Raw genomic sequence first — 20,484 nt, forward strand, 5'->3', positions numbered from 1 at the left:
TGGCTCACTACCACGCGGTTCCTCCGGCGAGGCCGACCGTCGGAAGTGCCCCTGCCCCGCATCCGCTAGGGCGTAGGGTGTGCGGCTGTGCGTGTTCTGATCGTTGGTGGTACCGGATTTCTGGGTCGGGCCCTGTTGCAGGTCGCCGCCGCGCGAGGGTGCGAGATGGTGGCTACCTATCATTCCGCGCAGCCCCCGGGCCGGGGGCAGGCAGACTGGCTGCCGATAGAGTTGCGCGATGCCCCTGACGTGGCGGCCGTCATCCGCAAGGCGAAGTGCGACGCGGTCATCAACGCCGCTCATGGCAAGGCTGATTGGGCGGTGACGGCCCAGGGAGCAGTCCACGTGGCCGCCGCCGCGCGCACGGCCGGGGCTCATCTGGTCCACGTCTCCAGTGACGCTGTCTTCTCTGGCGAGGCGGTCTCCTACGCCGAGACGTGTTGGCCGGACCCGGTGACGGTGTATGGGGCGGCGAAGGCCGCGGCCGAAACCGGAGTTCGGGCGCTGGCACCGTGGGCGGCGCTGGTGCGAACGTCGCTGCTCATCGGAGATGGGCCGGGCAGTGCGGCGGGGATGTCCGGACATGAACGGCTGGTGCACGACCTGGTGAGCGGCGCACGGCCGGGCCAGCTGTTCGTCGACGATGTGCGCTGCCCGGTGCATGTGGCAGATCTGGCGGGCGCGTTGCTGGATGTGGCCGAAGCCCGCCTGGGCGGAATGCTTCACTGCGCCGGGGCCGATGCGGTCAGCCGCTTCGAGCTCGGGCAGTTGGTCGCCGCCCGGGATGGGCTGGATGCCGGTCGGCTGGTGGCAGCGGAGCGCCGCGTCAGCGGCCCGCCGGGCCCCCTTGATGTGCGTCTGGTGGGGCTGGAGACCCGGCGGGTTGTGGCGACGCGGCTGCGTGGGGTGCGGGAGTTCCTCGCGAGGCCGTGACGGTCAGGTGCTGCTGTTGTGAGGTGAGGCAGCCTGGTTCTCCGCGCGGGCGCGGTCGGCTCCGTGGGCGAGGTAGCGCTGCCAGTGGACACGGGCGTCGGGGGCGAGGCAGTCCAGGGCGACCATGGCGGCCATGATGGCGGCGCACACCTCGTCGCAGACCTCCTCGCAGGTGGCGGTGACGGTGCCGTTGGTGCCCCAGCCGCGCATGCGGCGGTAGAGCTCTAGGGCTTCATTGGCCTCCTCAGAGACCTTCGCGAGCAGCAGCTCGCGCGCGGGCTCGGGGGCGTGGCTGCGCCGTTCGTCTCGTCGGCGCAGGTGGTGGATGTCGTCCCACAGGGTGCTCATCGGCTTGTTCCTCGGTGAGGGGATCAGGGGGTGATGTTCAGCAGGTCGCACAGGCGCCGTAGGCCGTGGGTGGCCGGGGCGCGGACGATGACGTCGCCCTCGCGGGCGCCTTCGATCGGGTAGTCGCGGAAGACGCCGTTCTCGGTGAGGCCTTCGGTGTCGAGGTAGAAGATCTTCTTTCCGGCTGTGCGGGCGCGCGCCTGGACGGCGCGGCGGTCGGCGTGCAGGCCGATCACGAGCAGTGCGCGGGTTTCGGGCAGAAGCGGTACCTGCGGGATGCGCTGGTCGTAGCGGCGCACGAAGCACTCCGGCAAGCCTGCGCGGGCGGCGAGGAGGTCGAAGTTGTGGGTGATGACCGGGCCCGCCATGGCCCCGCATTCGTGCAGAGCGCGCAGCGCCTGGTGGGCGCGGGTGGGGGCGGCCTCGAAGCAGGAGCGAAACATCCGCACCAGGTCCTCGGCCTTGGTCTCGGGGTCGGTGAGTACCTCGCGGATCAGAGGGTCGGTGTGGGGGGCCAGGGTGAAGGGGTGGGTCTGGGTCAGGGCGTTGTCGCGGCGGGCGGTGACCCGGTAGACCTCGTGCAGGTAGTGCAGGGGCGGGATCCCGGCCTCGATGGAGGGGCCGCAGCCCAGTTCGACCTGGAAGGGCAGGTAGTCGCGCAGCTCGCGCAGGTCTTCGGCGTAGCGGGGGGTGCCGCGCTGGTCCTTGATGCGGAGGCCTCCGGCCAGCACGTCCCACGGCAGGTTCCGGGCCGGGCGCGAGAGGCGGCAGCCCTGGGAGCGTACGGTGACGTCCACGGTGCGGTACTCCGGCGGAGTGGCTCGGCCAGCGCGTTCGTCCTGCGGGTGCACGGTGGTGTCGGTCACGCTGAAGCGCAGGTCGCCGCGCCGGTGCCCGCTGGTGGAAGCGGTCCAGCCGCCGGTGTGCAGCCAGGCGTCGATGTCCTTGCGCCAGGTGTCCATCTCCTCCGCCGGGCCGGTCAGGGAGTGGTAGAGGTACAGCTGTCCCAGTACCAGGCGCGGTACCGGCTGGGTGTGGTCGAGGGCATAGCGGTGGCGGTAGTGGACGATCCGGCGGCGGCCGTTGTCGTCCGTGCTCCAGCCGGACTGAGTGGCGTTCGCCGGGTCCTGGGTGCGGCGCCAGATTCCTTCCTCGACGGTGCGGGCCCGCTCGTGACGGGTGCCGGCGAAGTGGTCGTGCCACAGCCGCACCTGCTGGGGGGTGAGTTGGTCGATGACGGGATACGGCAGCAGCATGACGCCTCCGGGGGCCGGTGAGGGATCGGCCGCCTGCGGAGTCGCGGCGGCCTGTTCGACTGATTTCGACGATGCCGCCGGGACAGGGGCTGCGTCTGTATGCGCGCTGTAGGCGCGGTCTGACGGCCCCCTTGCCGCTGCCGCGGCCGCGGCGCGAGGGTGGAAGACGTGACTCGGCCGCGGGGAAGGGGACGAGCGTGGATGAGCATCGGACGGCACGGCATCCGCTCTCGTACGTCCGCGCCGAGCGGGGCTGGAGCCTGGAGCGGCTGGCGCGCCTGCTCGCCCTGGCCGCCGAGCGGCGCGGCCTGCGCTACACACCGGGCCGGGACCGTGTCTGGGCCTGGGAGCAAGGGCAGACTCCCAGCTGCGACTACCAGCTCCTCCTGGCCGATGTCCTCAGTCTCGACCCGCGGCTGCCCGATCAGATGCCATGGCCCGCGTGGCTGCCCGCCTTCGAGGCTCCGCGCCCCTTCACTCCCGCGGACAGCCGCGCCGTACTGGAAGAGGCCCTCATGCCCGACACCCCGGACCGGCGCGCGTTCCTCGCCTACACCTCTTCGGCGCTGCTGGCGGTGGCCGCCTCCTGGCCCGGTGCCGCGCCGCTGCCGCTGACCTCCCGCGGCACAGCCGACCGCGTGGACGGGGAGCTGGTGGACTGGCTGGAGCAGCGTGCTGGCGACCTCGCCGAGCTCACCCCGCGGTTGCCCGCCGCCAACCGGCTGGTCGACGCGCACCTGCGCACCTGCCTCCAGGTGATCACCGACGGCTCCTACAGCCCGCAGTGCGGGCGCCGTCTGCACGCGATCGCCGCCCGGCTGGCACAGACATCCGGATGGCGGGCCTTCGACCAGGGCCGGCACGCCGCCGCGCAGCTGGCACCTGGCCCTGCACGCCGCGCAGCACACCACCGACACCGACCTGGGCGCGGGGGTGCTGGCGGACCAGGCCTATCAGTACACCTGGATGCGTCAGGTACCCACTGCGACCGCGCTGCTGGGCTATGCCCTCGACGGAGCCCGCTCGCCTGCCATGCGGTGCCTGCTGCAACTGCGCACCGCCCGCGCCGCCGCCACCACCGGTGACGACCGCGCCGCCAAGGCTGCGCTCACGGCGAGCGAACGGGCCTGGGACCGCGTCCGCCCAGAGCAGACACCAGCCGCGATCAGCTGGCTCTCCGTCGCCGACCTGCGCGTGGATGCCGGGCGCTGCTGGCTGGACCTAGGCAACCTTCCCCAGGCCGATGCCGCCTTCACAGAGGGCCTGGCCGCTCTCGCGCCGCACCGGCAGCGCACCCGCGCCGTCTTCCAGACCTCGCAGGCCGAATCCGCCCTCACCGCGGGAGACATCGACCGCGCCGTACACCACATCCAGAGCGCAGCCGCAACGGCACGCGCGTCCGGCTCCTCCCGCTGCGCATCGGCCGTGGACAGTCAGCGTCGACGGATCATCCGAGCCGCACCTCAGCATCGGGCTGTCACCGCTCTTGGCTGACACCCGCTGGCCGCGCCACGGTTACCGGTTCGTAGCCGTGGTCGGGGGTCCGTGGTCGGGGGTCATGTCGAGGTCGGGAGGTTTCATCGGCGCAACCCAGTCTCCCGGCCGCTCAGGTCGCGGGGTCAGCCCCTTGGCAAAGGAGCGTGCATGGCTCACCGCAGGCAGAGTGCCTCGGGCACAGGCCGGGCACCAAGCCCGGTCGACTCACTGCACCATCAGGTGCTGGCTGCGCTTGCGCAGCATCGCATCACCACGGCCAGCCAGGTGCGTCAGATGCTGCGGCCCCGCGGCTCGAAGCAGTTGCTGTCCCGTGTGCTGAACCGGCTCCGCTCCGAAGGCCTCGTCGACTACACGGTGCTGCCCGAGGTGCGCCGCTCACCCCGCACACATGCGTGGTACCTCACGCCTGCGGGCGCCCGGATGACCCGGGATCTTCCTGTGCTGCGGGGGCGGCCTCCATACCCGGTGACGTCGAGGACGGCAGCGTCACTGAAGACACCGCACACGCTCACCGTGGTGCGAGCCCACCTTGCCTTCGCTGCCGAGGCTCATCGTCTGGGGCACGAGCACGGCCCATGGGACTGGACGCCGGAGGTGTCCCATTCCATCGGTGAGGGGGAGCGTCTCGTGGCTGACGCCGTCATGCGCTACACCGAGGTCGCAGGCCAACAGCGGCGCAAGCTGAGGGCGTTCGTGGAAGTGGATCGCGCCACGATGAGCAGCGAACGTCTCGCGGTGAAGCTCATCGAGTACGCGCGGCTGTTCCGCTATGAGCCCCCGCCGCTTCGTCAGCGTGTGAAGTCGTCGGCCGGCCCGACCTGGCTGCGCTGGTACCCGCTCTTTCCTCGCGTCCTGTTCATTCTGACCGGAGCCTCCCCAGCCAGGTTGCATAGCAGGATCGGCGACCTGCAGGCGATGGCGGCCCAGCATCCACTCGTTGCGTCCCTGTCCCGGGAAGTCCCCTTGGGCGCCGCCGTGCTGGAAGACCTCGAGGAGCACGGAGCCGCCGCGAACGTGTGGACCCCTCTGCTCGGCGGCGCGCCCCGCTCGTGGAGCGGCCTGTAGCGCCGCAGCGATCACCATCCCCGCAGGGTGGTCGGACCCGACCACCCTGCGGTCACCACCGAGGCCCCGTCGTGACGTTGGGTTGCCCTAGGTCGTTTCTGATGGCTCTTGCTGGACTGGGTGGATCAGTTCTGGGGCTGGGCAGGTGCCTCGTATGGTGCGGCGTCACGAACTGACTGATGCACAGTGGCGGAAGATCGAGCCCTTGTTGCCGGTGAACGGCGACCCGGGTGGGCAGTGGGCGGATCACCGCAAGGTGATCAACGCAGTGCTGTACCGGGCCCGTACGGGGGTGCCGTGGCCGGACCTGCCGGAACGCTACGGGCCGTGGCAGACCGCATACGAGCGGCATCGCCGCTGGTCGGCGGACGGAACGTGGCAACGGCTCCTGGCCGAGCTGCAGCTCGAGGCCGACGCGACCAACCCGGACCAGGCCCTGGCCCGCTCGGCGGACCAGGAGGCGGAGTGGGCGGTGAATATCGACTCCACCTCCTGCCGGGCGCATCAACACGCGGCCGGGGCCCGGCACCAGCCGCCACGCGACTTCCCGCAAAAGGGGGCGGGGCGCGTGTGGAGACCGGTGGACGAGAGGCGTTGGGGCGCTCGCGGGGCGGGGTGACCTGCAAGATCCACCTGCTGGCCGACGACCGGGCCCGTCCGCTGGTCTGGCTGACCTCGCCCGGTCAGCGGGGCGACAACCCCATGCTCATCCCCGTGCTGGAGGAGCTGCGGATCCAGCGAGGTGGTCCGGGCCGCCCACGCACCCGCCCGGACCGGCTGCGTGGCGATAAGGCGTACTCCAGCCGTGATACCCGCGCCTACCTGCGGCGGCGGCACATCAAGGCGACCATTGCCCAGCCCGACGACCAGCGTGAACACCGGCGCAGTAAGGGCCGCTTGGGAGGGCGGCCTCCGGCCTTCGACAGAACCCAGTACCGTCGCCGTAGTGCCGCCGAGCGGTGCGTGAGCAAGTGGAAGCAGTTTCGCGCGGTCGCCAGCAGGTATGACAAGCGCGACTACGTCTTCAACGGCACCCTGGCCGTCGCCGCGATCGTCATCTGGCTCCGCGACACCGTCCAAGAGCCATCAGAAACGACCTAGGTGGCCGGGTCTCCAGCCGGGCAGCCGCCGGTTGGCGCGGGTCCCGGGCGAAGGCGCGGCGTCTCGGATCGTCCCTCAGCCAGCAGAAAGGGCAGCGCGACGTGGACATGACATCACCGCAAGGGACCGGTCAGGAGGCGCCCATGCTCAGCGTCCTGGACGTCGTCGTCGCTCTCCTGGGGTGGCTGACCATGTTCTGGTACCTGCCCGTCCTGGCCGCAGTTGCCGTGTGGGCAGGTGGCTCCCAGGTGATCCATCTGCTGGCGGTGCGCGCGTCCTCTCAGCGGATGGCGCTCGAGCTCGTGCCCTCGCGGCATTTCGACCCGGGCCTGGAGGAGATCTTCCGCCGGGGTGTGCAGCTGGCGCGCGCCTCGACGAGCATGCCCTGGTGGGCGCCACGCAGAACCAGAGCAGTGCAGATTCGGCTGCGTGCGGACGGCTCCCGCCCGTTGGCCTACCGGATCGAGGGGCCGGCCGGGGCGCAACGGCTGCTATCGATCACGCCATTCGGTCCCCACGTCACCGTCAGCAAGGCGCCTCCGATCAGCGACAAGCAACGTCGGCATACCGTGCGGGCGGAGTTCGCGCTACGGGGGAGCCCGATCTCACCGCTGCGTGACGTGCCGCTGGATCCTGATCCGCTGCAGCCACTGGTGGACGCGGTGGCCGACCTGCGGGCCGAGCTCGGCGACCTTGCCGAGCTGCGCCTGGATATCCAGCGTGCACCGAAATGGGTGCTGCGAGCCCGCCGCGTGCAGCTGATGAGGGCGGCACGGCGCGTGGAGCAGCGGGAGACCCAACGGGCGGCGAGCTGGGTACGCCGGGACGCCGCTGGTGTCGAGGACTCGATCGGCTGGCAGCTGCAGCAGTTGCTCAGCGGCAAGCATTCCTCCGGCGGAAACCGGCGGTTGGTCATGCCGCCGGTGCCGCGGCGCGTGGACCGTGAGGAAGCGCTGGGCAAACTCGCCCAGGGCGACCACCTGGTGCGCGTTCAGCTGCTCGTGCAGTGTGCCTCCGACATAGCCGGCCGCGCCGAGGCCCGGCTGGCGCAACTGCAGGCCGCCCTGGACGTTTTCGGAGGGCGCGCCCGGTGGGTGATGCGCGGGTGGCAGGTCGGGCCATGGCGCATCGGCGCAGACCGGTGGCCCGGCCGGGCCCACTTCGACCGGCGCTGGGATCTGGGACACTGCCATCCCCCGCGCTCGAACTGGGTGCGGCTGGAAGAGCTCACCGGGCTGCTCAAACCGCCCACCGTGCACTGCCGACTGCCGCTACTCGTCAGCGATCTGCCGACCTTCCGGTTCGGCGACCCCCAGCTGCTGCTCCAGGGGTACTACCAGGGCCCGGACAGCCGCAGGCGCCTGGTGGCCACTCACGCCGCAGAGACGCTGTTCGAGGTCGGGGTGGGCAAGGCAGGCGGCGGCAAGACCGAGCGTGCCCTGGCTCAGGCGATCGGCTGGGGACATGCGGGCGGCGGACTGATCTTCATCGATCCGCATCGCGACTCCTGGCCGCGCGCCCTGCCGTTCCTGGCACACGACGCTCTGATACAGCGCATCGCCCTGTTTGACCTCACCACAAAGGGCCCTGCTCCTCAACTGGGCACGTGGAACCCCCTGGGCATGGACCGGGGCCAGGTCGCACACGAAGTCGTCGAGGCCGTCACCGACTCCTACGCCACGGCTCTGGGCTGGGACAACGCCAACGCCCCGCGGGCTATCACCATCCTCACCGCCTCCCTAGCCGTACTGGTGTGCATCAACCGAAGCGCATGCCAGGAGGACAGGCCCGAGGACCAGGCAACGCTCTTCCAGGTCCGGCCGATGCTGACCAGCCCCGCCTTCCGCGCCGCAGCGCTGAACACAGTGGAGGGCCTGCTGGACGAGGAGACGATGGACTGGTGGCGAACCACGTTCCCAACGCTCCCGTCCGATGCCTTCGCTGTGGTCCTCAACGGCATCAACCGGCTGGCCACCAACCCCGTGACCCGAGCCTTCCTCGGCCAGCCGATCGGCCGATACAACATCCGGGCAACGATGGACAGCCGGATGATCGTGTGGGTGTGCACGGCCGGCACCGGCCCCACCGACCGGCTGGTCACTGCCCTTCTGGCCCACGACCTGCTGCGCGCCGGACGTTCGCGTGTCGATACCCCAGAAGCCCGGCGCGTCCCGTTCCGCGGCTACTTCGACGAACTGATCACCCTGACCGGCGCCGCACCCGAGACCATCGCGTCCATGTTCGAAGACTTCCGGAAGTACAAGATCCAAGTGCACGGGATGACGCAGCTCCTGGGACGGCTCCCCGGCCCCGTACGGCAGTCCCTGGTCCAGAACGCTTCGACGCTGGCCAGCGCCGCCGGGTCAGCCAGCGCCATCGCCCCGATCACCGCTGAATGGGGTGACACCCCCAGCGCGGCCGAAGTTGCCTCGCTGGACCGTTTCGACCACTACGCCTCTCTGACTGTCGAAGGCCGCCGAGTGGGGCCCGTGCTGCTGCACGGGCCCCACCTCGACGAGGTCTTCGCCGACCTGGCCCGCCCTCACCAGGCCCCTGCCCTCGAACGTGCTGCGCTTGCCACCGCGGGAGCTCTGCCTCTGGACCAGCTCACCGCGCGTGCCACGGAACACCGCGAACGCGTCAGCATCTTCCTGAATCAAGCCGTACAAACCAGCACCGGGCCCACGGCCCAGGGCTACGAGTGAGATCTGGGCAGCGGCGCAGACGGAGACTGGCCATCCTCCAGAGGCGCGCACACGGGACAGATCCAGCGGCCGAAGACACGGACGGGCTCAGCCTGGGGTGCACCCGGCACTTCAGGTCCGGGAGTTCCTGCTCCGGCACCTTGAGCAGCAAGGGGATGAACCAGCGCTGCCCATCAGGAGTTCGCTCCACCGTCCCCGTCTCCCTGCTCTTCCTCAGGCGGCTCCTCCGGAGCAGGATCGGGCTCCGTCGCCGTCACGTTTCCCTCGGCACCCAAGTCGTACCCGTTCACCTGATCCGTGCCCAAAGGGGTCTCCTCTTTGTGTGTACTGCCGAAGCAGTGCTCTGCCATCCCCGCCGCCGGAACCTCCTCCTTCCATCCCATCCAGGGCATGTCGGTCGGCCCGAGCCCGGCATGGCGCATCGCTTCCCGCCGCTTCACCTCCGAGGAGAGGCGGGAGCTCTCGCGCGGCACATTGGTGGCTGTTGATGGCGCTCTTCGATTTTGGCCGCAGGTGCTCGGTGATTTGGTGATACCTGCTCTGTGGATCTCCCCGCTTTTCGGGTGACGGTGTTCGGTCTCTTCGCGGGATCTTGTCCGGCGTGTCGTCGTGAGGCTGGCGCACTGTGGACAGCCTGTGTGCGCTTGCGGGCCTGTATGGCGGCTCGGGTGTTCACGCCAAAGCGAGAGGTGGCACTGACCGTAAACAGCCTGTCTCAGACGGTGATGTCCGTGGGAAGGTCAGTCCGCGCTGACCCCGAGTCCCCTTTCCACTCGATGGGATCGTCTATGTCGCCTGAGCTGTCGGTTTCCCGGGACGAGCGTCTGAAGCGGCTGCGTGAGCGGCTGCAGAGCGGTGCGCCTGCCGCTGCCTTTGAGGGGCGTACGGAAGTTTCGAGGGGCGCGCGCCTGCTGTACGGGGTGATGCTGCACGGCGCCGCCCGCCTCCAGTCCGGCCTGGAACCCACCGACCTCGAAGCCCGGCTGATACGGCCGGTGGCGCAGCTGTTGTCGGAGGAAGAGGTGTGCGACTTCGGCCGGGTGTACCAGGAGGAGGCCGCCACCCGTTCCCGGCTGCTCCCGGACACTCTCGCGGCACGCCCGGTCTCCGAGGGGTACTCCATCGAGGACCTCATCCGGGATCTGCCCGCGGTACGCGAGGAGATCGCGGCGCAGGCGAACGTGAACATGGTCGACCTCGACTCCCTCCCTCCTGTTGGAGAGGACAGCGCCCCTGCCGCGCCGGACTCCGAGGAGTTCCAGCAGGGGATGGCCGCCTACGGGTACGGCGCAACGCTGGTGACCGCCGCCGGGCACCAGTCGGTCGCGCAGGACAAGCCGCCGCTGCAGGTCGACATGACACTGCCCCGGTTCTACTGCCGTACCGAATCCCATGAGCTCAGCGGATCGAACGAGATCTACTGGGCCCTGGCCGCCGGTGCCGACGAGGGTGTCAAGCAGGAAAGCATCACCCGCACCTACGGTGATGTGGACCATGGCGAGACCCACAACATGGACGCGAACACCGTCCTGTTCCGTGGGCAGGTCAGCAAGGTCCTCCTCGTCCACATCGAGTGCTGGGAGGCGGACGAGAAGGTCGACCCCGCGCTGGCGAGGACGATCCGGGAGATCGCTACCGGGCTCCAGGACACTGCCGAGATCATGGGTGTCCTGCCGGGGGGCACAGCGTGGGAGCTGGTGGCCGACTTCATCGCGATGCTCGGCACGATCGGCCACCTGATCGGGGAGATCATCGGCTGGCTCGCAGACGACCTGCTCAGCCACCGCACCATCGCCTTCGACCGCGCAGCCATGAACGCCCTGGCCGACCCGATATGGCCAAACCCCGACACCACTTGGTGGTTCATCGGCCCGACCGCGAAAGAGGGGGAATTCTCCCTCGATATCCGCGGCAGGTACTACCAGCCCAGCAGCAACAATGTCACTCTCCTCACCCACAGTGCCGGCTGGGGCGCCCCGTCGATTCCATGGCCTGGTGCAAAGACACCCGACGCCCCCGCGCTGGCCATGCACAACGGCAACCTGTACTGCGCGGTCCGCGGCATGGGCAACCAGGTCTTCGTCAGTCGGCGAGAGACCGACGGACGGTGGAGCGGCTTCGGCCAGGTTCCCGGCGTCAGCACCCTGTACCCCCCGGCTCTGGCCTCCTTCAACGGCCAGCTCTATCTGGCCGTCAAACGCTCCGCCGGCGACACAACCAACAACAGGGCATGGGTCCTGTCCTCCGTCCGGGGCGACAGCTGGACCGCCTTGACCTCCTTCATCGGCTGGTGCCAGACCGGCCCAGCCCTGGCCGTCCACAACAACCGGCTGTGGCTCGCCACATTCCACGGCAAGAACTACCGCAGCCTCATGGTCGGCAGCATGGGCACCGGCGGCAGCTGGCAGACGGCAGCCGAATGGCCCGCCCACCAGTCCACCAGCGCCCCGGCCCTGGCCGTCTTCAACGGCAAACTCCACCTGGCCTACCGCAACACCGACGACAAGATCTGCGTCACGGCACGCGACGACCGGTTCAACGCCGACAACCGATGGCCCGCCCCCACCCTGCTGTCGGGATCGACGCCCAACGCGCCCGCCCTCTCCGTCCGCGGTACCGCCCTGCACTGCGCGGTGCGCGGCGGAGACGACCACATCCACCTCTGCCACACCACGGACAACGGCTGGAACACCTTCGTGCGGGTGACCGCAGCCGGAAAGAGCCTATCCAACCCCGCCATGGCCACCTCCGGCAACGACCTGAACATCGTCTACCGAGCCCTGCTCTAGGCACTGTTTCTCGGATCACGTGCGAAGCCAGATGGCGAGGGCTGCGAGGGTGATGGTGCCGAGGTAGATGTAGCCGCGTTTCTCGTAGCGGGTTGCGACGGCGCGGAAGCCCTTGAGGCGGTTGATGGCCCGTTCAACGGTGTTGCGCTTCTTGTAACGCTCGCTGTCGAATCCGGTGGGCCGACCGCCGCGGGAACCTCGGTTTCGCCGGTGTCTTTGCTGGTCGAGGCGTTCGGGGATGGTGTGCCGGATTCCGCGTCGTCGCAGGTAACGGCGGTTCTTCCGGGACGTGTAGGCCTTGTCGGCCAGCACGTGATCGGGGCGGCTCCGTGGCCGCCCAACTCCGCTGCGGGGCACGGAAATCTGGCTCAGCACCCGCTCGAACTGAGGCCCGTCACCGTAGTGTCCGGGTGTCAGGACAAAGGTGAGGGGTCTGCATCGTCCGTCGGCAGCGAGGTGGATTTTGGTGGTGAACCCGCCGCGGGAACGTCCCAGGCATTCGCCGAGCGGACCACCTCCTCCAGCCGGACGACCAGTTTCCGCACCACCGGATCGACCTGGTTCGTACCCCGCCCCGCCCCCTTTTGAGGGGGCGGGGCCGAGGGGGCTTTCCTCGCGCCGGCAGCATGCTGGTGCGCCCGCACCGTGGTGGAGTCCACCGAGATGTCCCAGTCGATCCGGCCCTCTGCGTCCTCGGCCGCCTGGGCGCGAGACAGCAGCATCGCCCACGTTCCGTCCGCCGACCAGCGGCGATGACGTTTGTAGACCGTCTCCCACGGTCCGAACCGCTCCGGCAGGTCCCGCCACTGCACACCCGTCCGCACCCGATACAACACCCCGTTGATCACCCGCCGATGGTCACTCCACCGGCCTCCACGCGCACCACCACGAGGCAGGAGCGACTCCAGGCGATCCCACTCCGCATTCGTCAAATCCCCACGACCCATACACCCAGCCTGACCCCAACACCCATGTCACGTCAGGAGATCCGAGAAACAGTGCCTAGCCCACCCGCGCTGCCTGGCACGGGAGTTGAGTGCCCACCAGATTGCCGAACGCGGACACCATCTGACCGGTACAGATCTCCAGGGGCCGCCGACCTACCGGGATGCCGTTGGCGAATTCGGGGTCCTGCTACTTCGCCCCGTCGATCGTTTGGTCGGCGGGGCGAAGTCGTGCGAAGTGGCTGGTGCGGGTCCGGGCCAGGGGTGTTCCGGTGAGGTGGGCGTCGAGGCGGGCAAGGTTGATCGCGGTTGCGGTGAGCTGGTGCTGGAGGCGGGTTCTGGCGAGTCCGCGGTAGCGGCACCGGCGCAGACCGGCGGTGTGAACAGCGTGGGAGAGGGTGCCCTCGATGCCGTTGCGGGCCGCGTAGCGTTCCCGCCACTCGGGAGTGCCCTGGGCTGCACGGGCCTGTTGGATCGCCTCGTGTTCGGCCCGGGGCCGCAGGGTGATTTCCCTTCTCGCGGCTCGGGGTGAGCTCACGCACTCGGGGCGCGCGGGGCAAGTGCGGCAGTCAGCGGGTGAGAACCGGACGATGATGATGGGGGCGCCACGATCGGAGATCTTGTCCCGCCATTGGGTGGCGTTCTTGCCGTTCGGGCAGGTCACGGTCTGGCTCTGCCAGTCGATGGCGAAGGCGCTCTGGCTGTAGGGGCCGCTGGCCTGGGCAGTGGTGTTGCCGCGGATGGGGCCGGTCAGGGTGATGCCGTACTGACGATCGGCGGTGACGATGCGGGGTCCGTCGATGTAGCCAGCGTCCAGTAGATGCTCGCCGGGCAGAAGGTCCCTGGCGGCGAGGGCGTCGTGGACCAGGTTGGTGGCCGTGCTGTCCTGGACGGTAGCGTCCTGCGTCAGCACGTTCGTGATCAGGTGAGACGTGTCCGCATCGCAGGTCTCGGTCAAATGGACCTTGAAACCGTCCCACTTGATATCCCGCTTCACACTCGCGCGAGCGTCGGTGTCATAGGGGCTGACCAGGCGAAGAGCACCCGGCGGGCACTCTTTTGGGTCCCGCCATCGCACCTCGCCCTCCGTATCGAACACGTACTGCTGAACCCAGGCCCGGCGCAGGATCTGGACGGCGGGCAGCTCGCGCAGCCACACGGGCGCCCCGGCGGCGTGCACGTCGGCCAGCAGGCGCATGCCGTCCCGGCCGGTCTGCTCGGCCAACTCGGTCCGCTTGGCCTTGCCGGAGGGCAGCCAGTAGTCCTCCGGCCGGGTGGCATACCGGTCGAACCAGGCCGGATCAGCGTGGGCGGACAGCCAGTTGGGGGCCGCAGCGGCGAGTGCGTTGAGCGCAGCGCGCAGGGTCTCGATGACGAACTCCAGCCGGTTCAGCGACCGGATCGCGGCCAGTACGTGGGTGGAGTCGGTGCGGGCCCTGCCTGGCGCCTTCAGCATTCCCGCCTTCCGGGCGGACTCCAGGACGTGGTCGAAGACCTGCTGCCCCGCTTCCGCCTCGACCAGCCGGGTGCGGAACTCGCTGAGTACGGAGTAGTCGAAGCCCGGGTCGGTAAGCTCCAGGCCCAGGGCGTATTTCCAGTCGATCCGGGCCCGCACCGCCAGGGCCGCCTGCCGATCGGGCAGCCCCTCGGCGAACTGGAGTACCGACACCAGCGCGAGCCGGCCCGGGGACCAGGCCGGCTTGCCCCGGGACGGGAACAGATCCGCGAACTGCTCGTCCCGGAACAGCACCCCCAGCTCATCCCGCAACCGGATCGCCAGACTGCCCTTCGGGAACGCCGCCTGGGCCACCCGCACCGTCTCCGCGGGGATCTCCCCATCTCCGATCGGACGCATCGACATCGACACCCACCCCATACGACAACGTCGGCCTTCAAGACCACAACCAGGTCTTGAAGGCCGACGTCACGCAGAGCCCCGAATTCGCCAACGGCATCCCGCGCGGGGTGCGGCCCCTCACACGTGCTCTTACTCCCCACCCTCCCCACTCGTTTGAGAACTGGATCAAGCGGGGTCCAGGCGAGCACCTCCGACCGAATTCAGGGAGCCTCATCACTGTCCCGCCATCACCAGCAGCACGGCGCCGACGCCAGGGCGGTCGCTGGTGCCGCTCACGTCGGCCCCACCCATCAGGCAGCAGTTGCACGCTGCGAACTGCGGGCACAGCGCTTGCCCTGCAGCCGTGGGGCGGGGGCCGGTCGAGCGAGGAGGCGGGCACCGGCTCTTATGCGGTGCCTGCCGCCGAGGCAAGCGGGCCCGCCTGATCGTGCTGTCCGCCCGCACGGTCGTTGTCTGGCAAGGCCGTGGCCGTGCTCACGGCCAGGTGCCTGCTGCTGTGACGAGTTGGGTGAGGTGGTGGGGGTTGCTGGTGCCGGGGATAGGGGCGATGTGGGGGCCGAGTCGGAGCAGCCAGTCCAGGGCGGCCTCCAGGCCCGGCCCGTGGGTGAGGTAGCCGGCGTCCAGAGGGCGGTAGGCGACGTAGGGAATGGCGTGGTCGCGGCACACTTCGAGGAGGGGGTCGTGCCGGTCGTTGATGTTGAGCGCGTTCTGGACGGCCGCGACAGGGATCTCCTTGGCGGCCAGGCGGGCCATTTCCGGGGTGATTTTGGACAGGCCGATGTGGGCGATCTTCCCTTCCTGCTGGAGAGCCTGCAGGGTGCCGAGTTGGTCGGCGAGGGGCACTTCGGGGTCGATGCGGTGCAGGTAGCACAGGTCGAGCTGGTCGACGCTGAGGCGGCGGAGGCTGGCTTCGACGGCCGCGCGCAGGTAGGTGGGGTGGCCGTGGGGCGCCCACACGCTGGGGGCGGGGCGGAGCATGCCGACCTTGGTGGCGATCAGCAGGTCCTGGGGGTAGGGGTAGAGGGCGTCGCGGATGAGGTGTTCGACAGTGTGGGGGCCGTAGGCGTCGGCGGTGTCGAGGTGGGTGATGCCGTAGGTGTGGACGGCCTGGCGCAGCACGCTCAGGGCGGTGTCTCGGTCGGGAGGGTCGCCCCAGGTGCCGGGGCCGGTCAGGCGCATGGTGCCCAGGCCGAGGCGGGAGACGGTTTTCCCGGCGAGGGTGAGGGTGCCCGCGGGCGGCGCGGCGCTCATACGAGCTGCTCCTTGTGGCAGAGCTGGAGGGCGAGTTCGACGGCGCGGCCCTGGCCGGCGGAGTCGCTGGTGACGCGCTGGTGGGCGATGGCGTCCTCGGCCAGCAGGTCGTGCACGTGGCGGTCGACGAGCCTGCGGTAGCGGGGGTCGTAGTCGTGGCCGGTGTCGACGGGCATGTCCGGGTCGAGCACGGTGGCCAGGAGCAGGTCGTACTTGGGGGTCTGGGTGGCGGCCAGGAGCCGTAAGCGCTCCAGTTCCAGGCCGTGCAGGAGCTCGCCGCGGTGCTGGGCGGCCGCGCGCAGGTAGGCCAGGGCGTCGAAGACGGCGCGGTCGGCCAGGACCACGTCGTTGCCTCGGGCGAGGGCGGCCAGTTCGTCGGCGATGCCCTGAGCGATGATCCACTCGGTGGAGGTGATGGTGTGGTGCTGCATTTTCGGCAGGCCCATCTTGGCCGCGCGTCGGGCGAGCTGGCCGGTGCGGTCCACGGTCAGGCCGCGGTCGGCCAGTGCGGTCTGGATGCGCTTGAGGAGCGTGGTCTTGCCGGTGGAGTGGGTGCCGAGCACCCCGATACGGACGGGCTTGCAGGTCACCACAGGGTGTTCTCCTCTTCGGGTGCGGGGGCGCCGGGCAGGGTGGGCGGTACGGCCGCGGCGATGAGCTGGTCGAAGGTGTTGTAGCGCTGGGCGAGGGTGAGCAGGATCTGTGCGGTGGCGTAGGCGTCGAAGGTGGCGCGGTGGCGCTGGGCGGGGGCCTGGCTCAGGTCGGGCTGGAGGTGCTTGATCAGGGCGTCCAGGCCGTAGCCGGGCAGGCCGGGCAGCGCGGCGCGGGACAGGCGCAGGGTGTCCAGGACTCCGGCGGGCTTCCAGGTGGGCAGGTGGGCGGACAGGGCCCGGTAGTCGACGTGGGCGTTGTGGGCGCAGATCCAGGCCGTGCCGAGGAAGCCGTGGACGGTCTCGGCGATCTCGGCCCAGGCGGGCTTGTCCGCGAGAGCGGTGTTGGTCAGCCCGTGGACCTTGGTGGCGAAGGGGGTGATGGGGCGGCGGGGGCGGGTGAGCCAGGCCCCGGCGGTGCTCGTGTCGGGGCGGCCGTCGCGGATGGGCAGGGCGGCAATCTCGACGAGGTCGGGCGGATTCATGCCGTTGCCCTCGACGTCGACGACGAACAGCGGCGGCCAGTCGGTGAAGTTCATGGTGCAGGGGTTCCGTTCGGTGCCGGCCAGCCGATCGCTGCGCGGCCGTGCTGGCGGTGGAGGTGAGGCTTGGCTCGGTCGTGGCACTGGTAGCCGAAGCCGTGCTGGAGGTAGTAGCGCGGGGGTTCGTCCAGTCCCTCCACGACGATGGCACGATCGGTGACCTCGACCGCGCCACTCGCGCCGAGCGCACGGGCCACGCGGGTGACCTTCGCCAGGTCGGGCTTGACCAAAGCCTTCTGGCACCGGTGGATCTGCTCGGGCGGGCAGATGTCGCACAGCTCGCGGATACCGAAGTGCCCGTTGTAGTCGGCCTCCCCGTGGGCGAAGGCCACACCGCAGGAGGTCTTGCGGAACAGCGGGCCCCAGCCGCCGACCTCGCCGCTTGCGACGGCGCCCAGGATCCGCTGCTCCAGCGTCTCGGGCAGGATCTTGCGGCGCGCGGTGTGCTCGTAGGGCATCGGTAAGCCGTGGTCCTGGTAGTAGGCCTGGATCTGTTCGCGGAAGAACAGGCCGGTGAACACGGTGGCGTGCGCGGTGCGCGACAGCTCGCGGGCGCGCTGCAGATGCAAGGTGCTGTCGTTGAGGCCGGGCACGATGGGCCGCCAGTACAAGATCGTGCGGTAGCGCTCGGCGTGCCGGTAGAGGGTGCGCAGGCTGACGGCGGCGATGGCGGAGTCCACCGGCTCGATGGCGCGGTCCTCGATCCCGGAGTGCGTCACGAGCACGGTCAGGCGCAGGTGGCGGAAGGAGTTGAGGACGGCGCAGTCCTCGGGGGTGACGCGCCAGCGGGTGATGATCAGGACGTGGTTGGTCAGGTGCTGCTCGTCCAGCAGCCGCAGCACGGTGAACAGGTGCGGTTTGACGGCGGGCAGCATGGGGTCGGTGGCGCGGTTCAGGAGCTGGATCGGGGTGCGGTGGGGCTGGAAGTAGGGGTGGCCGGTGAGCCGGGCGACAGCCTGGGCGTCGTTCATCAGGCGCCGCGGCGTCTTCATCTTGAAGTTGTCGAACAGATGCCGCACGCAGTAGCCGCACTCCAGGGGGCAGCCGATGATCCAGTTCAGCGACAGGCCCGACTTGCGGTATTCGATTACGTCGGCGAGCTCCGGCTTGAGCACGCCGACCTGCTCCGTGGTCAGGATGGGCAGCGCGCGCCGTGCGCCGGTATGGGATGTGCTGGTCATCAGGATTCTCCCGTCAAAGGGTGGGTGGTCGTCGCGGGCTGGCGGGGCGGGCAGCACGGGGGTGTGAGGAGCTGGCGGAGGCGGGCGCCGTACCAGGTGCCGAAGTCCCGGCGGGCCGCGTCGGCGTCGTCGGAGGTGTGGACGAGGTTGCGGACCAGCCGCTGCTCGGCGAGCGCGGCGGTGAGGCTGTCGTGGCCGAGGTCGCCGCGGATCGTGCCGGGCGCGGCCCGGGTCGGGTCGAAGTGCCCGAGCAGGTGGCGCAGGCGGGCGTGCAGACCCCGCTCACCGTGGGCCAGCGCGACACTCACGCGCCGGTCGGCGAACTCCGCATCCAGGCAGGCCGGGATGTCCCGGTCGGGGAAGTGGTCGGCGTCGACCAGCAGGTCCCAGTAGTGGACGTGGGCCTGCCAGGGCTGCGCGGTCACATCCAGGCGGTCGCTGACGGTGATGTTGTCGGCGGCGGCGATCCGGGCCAGCACCGTTTCCACCAGGCCGCGCTCGACGGCGTCGGGCTTGCACAGGATGACCGCGCACCGCTCGAAGTCCGGCTCGCCATGCCCCCAATTCCCGTACCAGGTGCCGACGTCCCGGCGGGCGGCCGCAGGGTCGTCGGAGGTGTGGACGAGGTTGCGGATAAGGCGCTGTTCGGCGCGGGCCACGGCCAGGCTGTCGTGGCCGAGGTCGCCGCGGAGCGTGCCGGGCACCGCCATGGTGGGGTCGGTGTGCCCGACGAGCTGCCGTAGCCGGGCGTGCAGGTCCCGCTCGCCGTGGGCGAGCGCCACCGTGACCCGGCGGTGCGCGAACGCCGTGTCCAGCAGTGCGGGAAGATCCTCCGGGGCCCGCTTGGCGTCGGTGAGCAGGTCGCGGTAGACGACGTGCGCCTGCCAGGGCTCGGCCACCATGTCCCTCCGCTCCGACACGGTGATCCCGGCATCGCTGATCCGGGCCAGCACCGTCTCGACCAGGCTCCGTTCGACCGCGTCCGGCTTGCACAGGATGACCGCCCACCGGGCGAAGTCGGTCCCCTCGACGACCGCGCCGCCGCGCGGACCGGCGCTCACCGCGGGCTCCCGGCCGCCGCGCAGGCCTCCCAGCGGTGGGCGGCCAGCCACCGCAGCGCCGGATCCAGTGCACCGAGGATGTCCGGGCTGACGGCTACGGTGTGCTCGTGCCGGATCTGCCGGTACAGCTCGAACAGCAGCAAAACCTGCCGCCAGTACGGCTCAAAGTCCAGGTCGCCGATGTAGGCCGCGTTGTAGCGGACCTGGTTGGTCCGCAGCAGCTCCTCGTGCTCCAGCACCCGGCGTATGGTCGCCGCGGTGGTGCTGGCCGGCATCGGGGGGAACTCGTAGCGCACCGGGGCCGGGCGGGTGTCGGCCTCGTGCAGGGCCCGTTTGACGCGGTCGGCGTTGGCGTCGTTGACGTGGGCCGAGCCGATCGTGTGGGTGTAGGAGCCCAGGTGCAGGCCCAGTTGGATCGCCGCGAACTCCTGGATCATCGTGAAGCTGAAGACATCGCTGAGGAGGCCGCAGTCGAGGTCGTTGGCCCGCATGTGGCAGACCATGTGCAGCCGCCCGCCGCGCGCCAGCAGATGCAGGCCCGCCAGGCACGCCACGTCCGGGTTGCCGGGGTCGGCGAGTTCCTGCTGCCGGAAGACGGGCAGGTAGGCGCGCTTGGTGTCCTGCTCGCGGTGCAGCAGCCCCAGCACCTGCTCGAACGGCGAGACCTCCTCGCCGGGTGCCGGGGTGAGCAGGGTGTGCCCGTAGGCCGAGCCGCCCAGGCTCACGCCGTCGGCGGAGCTGGCACGCATGGACGGGGCGTAGTAGCCGATCATCTCCAGGTCCCGGCGCCCGGCCAGGTACCACAGGGCCTCGGCGTACTGGAACACCGGATTCGCCCGGCGCGTGGCCAGGTAGGGCAGGCGCTGGCGGGGGTCGGGCAGGCGGAAGGCGACACCGATCACCTCGCGCGCGGGATTCCCGCGTGCGTCGATGCGGTGCTCGTGCTGGGTGGTGGCGAGTCTGAGCAGCGCCAGGTAGGCGTCCTCGACGCTGCGGAAGACCGGCGTATGCATGAGGTGACTCCGAAGACAGGCCCGGCCGCGCCGTACGGCCGGGGCAGGCTGGGGCGGTGCGGTCAGGACAGCGCGCACCGGACACGCGTGGAGATCGACTTGCAGACGGTGCACACGAGGTGCGCCAGGTGCATGGGGCCTTGACCGCCGCGGTGTCTCGGGCAGGCCCTGCGGTGGCGCCGTCCACCACCGAAGGGTGGGGCGCAACGCCTTGACGGTGGCGTGCTGCGAGGGGTGGTGCCCTCTCCACCGGCTTGTCTGGTTCCCCCGCCGGTGGAGAGGGCGCGGCC

The 20,484-nt window shown here is 70.0% G+C and carries 16 protein-coding genes and 1 pseudogene; 7 read left to right on the forward strand and 10 right to left on the reverse strand.

Going from position 1 to position 20,484, the window contains the following annotated elements; genetic code table 11:
* The first annotated feature begins 87 nt into the window (after positions 1–87).
* Positions 88–933 (forward strand): sugar nucleotide-binding protein, encoded by an 846-nt coding sequence (locus C9F11_RS43330; RefSeq protein WP_138967829.1) that lies wholly within the window; start codon positions 88–90, stop codon positions 931–933.
* Positions 934–936: 3 nt separating this feature from the next.
* Here the strand turns inward: C9F11_RS43330 and C9F11_RS43335 are convergent, their stop codons facing one another.
* Both C9F11_RS43335 and C9F11_RS43340 read right to left on the reverse strand, forming a co-directional pair.
* Entirely contained in the window at positions 937–1,281 is a 345-nt protein-coding gene (locus C9F11_RS43335; RefSeq protein ID WP_138967831.1) for a hypothetical protein, read from the reverse strand.
* Positions 1,282–1,304: 23 nt separating this feature from the next.
* Complete coding sequence (locus tag C9F11_RS43340) at positions 1,305–2,537, reverse strand: hypothetical protein (RefSeq protein WP_138967833.1); 1,233 nt, start codon at positions 2,535–2,537, stop codon at positions 1,305–1,307.
* Between the two features lie 197 nt (positions 2,538–2,734).
* Between C9F11_RS43340 and C9F11_RS43345 the strand changes: the two genes are divergently transcribed.
* The 6 genes from C9F11_RS43345 to C9F11_RS43370 all read left to right on the forward strand — a co-directional run bounded on the left by C9F11_RS43345 (position 2,735) and on the right by C9F11_RS43370 (position 11,694).
* Entirely contained in the window at positions 2,735–3,622 is an 888-nt protein-coding gene (locus C9F11_RS43345) for a hypothetical protein (protein ID WP_138967835.1), read from the forward strand.
* Positions 3,570–4,031, forward strand: a complete 462-nt coding sequence (locus C9F11_RS43350; protein ID WP_138967837.1) for a hypothetical protein — start codon at positions 3,570–3,572, stop codon at positions 4,029–4,031. Before C9F11_RS43345 ends, C9F11_RS43350 begins: the two co-directional genes overlap by 53 nt.
* A 150-nt stretch (positions 4,032–4,181) precedes the next feature.
* Positions 4,182–5,099 (forward strand): replication-relaxation family protein, encoded by a 918-nt coding sequence (locus tag C9F11_RS43355; protein ID WP_138967839.1) that lies wholly within the window; start codon positions 4,182–4,184, stop codon positions 5,097–5,099.
* 157 nt (positions 5,100–5,256) lie between these two features.
* A protein-coding gene (locus C9F11_RS43360) for an IS5 family transposase (RefSeq protein ID WP_212767961.1) occupies positions 5,257–6,200 on the forward strand; the annotation gives its coding sequence in 2 pieces (ribosomal slippage) (positions 5,257–5,632 and positions 5,632–6,200; 945 coding nt in all).
* A 143-nt stretch (positions 6,201–6,343) separates the two neighbouring features.
* Positions 6,344–8,905: an ATP/GTP-binding protein gene (locus C9F11_RS43365; protein ID WP_249402301.1), complete on the forward strand. Its 2,562-nt coding sequence runs from the start codon at positions 6,344–6,346 to the stop codon at positions 8,903–8,905.
* A gap of 788 nt (positions 8,906–9,693) precedes the next feature.
* On the forward strand, positions 9,694–11,694 hold the full coding sequence (locus C9F11_RS43370; RefSeq protein ID WP_138967841.1) for a hypothetical protein: 2,001 nt from the start codon (positions 9,694–9,696) through the stop codon (positions 11,692–11,694).
* A gap of 15 nt (positions 11,695–11,709) precedes the next feature.
* On the opposite strand, the pseudogene C9F11_RS43375 reads toward C9F11_RS43370, so the two are convergent.
* The 8 genes and pseudogenes from C9F11_RS43375 to C9F11_RS43410 all read right to left on the reverse strand — a co-directional run bounded on the left by C9F11_RS43375 (position 11,710) and on the right by C9F11_RS43410 (position 20,194).
* Positions 11,710–12,641, reverse strand: a pseudogene (locus C9F11_RS43375) (IS5 family transposase).
* A 187-nt stretch (positions 12,642–12,828) separates the two neighbouring features.
* On the reverse strand, positions 12,829–14,499 hold the full coding sequence (locus C9F11_RS43380; protein WP_138958190.1) for an IS1182 family transposase: 1,671 nt from the start codon (positions 14,497–14,499) through the stop codon (positions 12,829–12,831).
* A gap of 471 nt (positions 14,500–14,970) precedes the next feature.
* Entirely contained in the window at positions 14,971–15,747 is a 777-nt protein-coding gene (locus C9F11_RS43385) for an aldo/keto reductase (protein ID WP_138967843.1), read from the reverse strand.
* Positions 15,744–16,337, reverse strand: a complete 594-nt coding sequence (locus C9F11_RS43390; protein WP_249402302.1) for an AAA family ATPase — start codon at positions 16,335–16,337, stop codon at positions 15,744–15,746. Before C9F11_RS43390 ends, C9F11_RS43385 begins: the two co-directional genes overlap by 4 nt.
* Positions 16,334–16,936, reverse strand: a complete 603-nt coding sequence (locus C9F11_RS43395) for a 3'-5' exonuclease (protein WP_138967845.1) — start codon at positions 16,934–16,936, stop codon at positions 16,334–16,336. Before C9F11_RS43395 ends, C9F11_RS43390 begins: the two co-directional genes overlap by 4 nt.
* A complete protein-coding gene (locus C9F11_RS43400; RefSeq protein ID WP_138967847.1) occupies positions 16,933–18,120 on the reverse strand; it encodes a radical SAM protein in 1,188 nt (395 codons plus the stop codon). The genes C9F11_RS43395 and C9F11_RS43400 overlap by 4 nt, the downstream gene beginning before the upstream one ends.
* Complete coding sequence (locus C9F11_RS43405) at positions 18,120–19,181, reverse strand: nucleoside-diphosphate kinase (protein ID WP_138967849.1); 1,062 nt, start codon at positions 19,179–19,181, stop codon at positions 18,120–18,122. The genes C9F11_RS43400 and C9F11_RS43405 overlap by 1 nt, the downstream gene beginning before the upstream one ends.
* Positions 19,178–20,194, reverse strand: a complete 1,017-nt coding sequence (locus C9F11_RS43410) for a thymidylate synthase (RefSeq protein WP_138967851.1) — start codon at positions 20,192–20,194, stop codon at positions 19,178–19,180. The genes C9F11_RS43405 and C9F11_RS43410 overlap by 4 nt, the downstream gene beginning before the upstream one ends.
* Between the last annotated feature and the right edge of the window lie 290 nt (positions 20,195–20,484).

The organism is Streptomyces sp. YIM 121038 (genome assembly GCF_006088715.1).
Taxonomy (GTDB): domain Bacteria; phylum Actinomycetota; class Actinomycetes; order Streptomycetales; family Streptomycetaceae; genus Streptomyces.